Source organism: Streptococcus sp. 2018037 (genome assembly GCF_019754195.1).
Lineage (GTDB): Bacteria > Bacillota > Bacilli > Lactobacillales > Streptococcaceae > Streptococcus > Streptococcus hashimotonensis.
On record NZ_JAIJZQ010000052.1, the window covers coordinates 1 to 1,615 of the forward strand.

1 protein-coding gene is annotated in these 1,615 nt (G+C 40.1%); it reads left to right on the top strand.

The window, feature by feature from the left end; translation table 11 throughout:
* Window positions 1-113: 113 nt before the first annotated feature.
* The gene (locus tag K5Q29_RS10570) at window positions 114-1,235 is read left to right on the top strand and encodes an IS110 family transposase (protein ID WP_105139630.1); all 1,122 of its coding nucleotides are present in this window, start codon (window positions 114-116) and stop codon (window positions 1,233-1,235) included.
* Window positions 1,236-1,615: the final 380 nt, after the last annotated feature.

The window sequence follows — 1,615 nt, forward strand, 5'->3', positions numbered from 1 at the left end:
TATAGACAATATGTAAAGACCCCCAGTTGAGAATTCGTGGATTTACCTGTACACTAGAATAAAAAAACAATCAACTTCTAACAGGAATTACCACACTCAATTGGAGGTCTTATATGTTTCATTTTACCACACTTTTCATCGGAATGGATGTTCACAAAGAAAGTTTTTCGCTCTGCTATTATGATATGATGACCAATCAATTCAAACATAGCACTAAAGTTGGTCCAAATGTTAGCTATATTGTGAACTATGTGAATGAGCTTCGTCGTTTATATGGTCAAGATGCAGAAGTGTTATGTGGCTACGAAGCCGGATGTCTTGGATTTACCCTATATCACCAGCTACAAGCTCACGGGATTCCCTGTATCGTGATGGCGCCTACAACGGTGATGAAGGAAGGATCTAAGCGTGTTAAGACTGATAAAAAAGATGCAGCTCAGCTCGCAAAAGCTCTGGCCTTTCGTAGCTATCGGCCTGTTCATATTCCTACTGTTGAGGATGAACAAGTCAAAGAATATATCCGCATGAGAACAGACCACAAAGTGGCTCTGAAGAAAATCAAACAACAAATTTTTGCCTTCTGTCTCCGACATGATTTTCGCTATACCGAGGGAAGCAGTAATTGGACACAGAAACATGTCCGCTGGCTCCATTCTCTAAATCCTAAGGGACTTTACGCAGAGATTTTGACAGAATACCTATTGACCTATGAGAAATTAGTAGATCAAATAGAACGGTATGATGCGCGAATTGAGCAACTGGGTCAAAGCGACAGTTATCAAGAGAAGGTCTCACGACTTTCTTGCTTTATTGGCATTAAAACACTAACTGCTCTTTCCATTGTGACAGAAATCGGTGATTTTAATCGCTTTGCGACAGCTCAACATTTTGCTTCTTATCTTGGGCTGACTCCTAGCGAAAACTCTAGTGGCGACAAGGAGAGAAGAGGTGCTATCACCAAAGCAGGTAATAGCCATGTAAGACGACTTCTGATAGAAGCTGCACAATCATTGGCTAAAGGAACTGTTGGGTATAAATCCAAAGAATTGAAAAGGAGACAAAGTGGAAACCGAGTGGAGGTGATTGCTTATGCGGATAAGGCTAATGAACGCCTAAGAAGACGTTATCGCACACTTGTTCTAGGAAAAAATAAGCAACAAAATGTTGCTAAAACAGCTATTGCACGGGAATTATCTGGTTTTATTTGGGGGATGATGACAGGAAGAATAGCTTGAAGTTAGCACTTGTTTTCATGTACACTTTTGACAATTAAGTTTTATCATCGCAGAGCGATGAAGAATCCCTACTTCTATCCAAAATCACTGGGTGAATTTGGATAGAAATAAGGATTGACATCATGTTTGAATGGAAAGTATCTTGAAGGAGTTTAGGACTTCAAGGTTTGAGTCATCTACGAAATGACTAAGTGGCACAATTGTGATCCACGCTTATAGAGAGTAGGACTCGCGGCAGAACCATTGACCTGTAGGTAACCAATCCACGAATATCAGAGTGGCCAATGCCCGAAGCTAAGAACTAGGCTCTTTCTAGATACTTTTCATTTTTTATCAGTTCGATTGTTTTTACTTGACAAAGGGCTTTACATATCAGTCAT

Bases quoted from the DNA above. Each gene is read 5' to 3' on its own strand.
- K5Q29_RS10570 (WP_105139630.1), top strand. From the start codon at position 114: ATGTTTCATTTTACCACACTTTTCATCGGAATGGATGTTCACAAAGAA.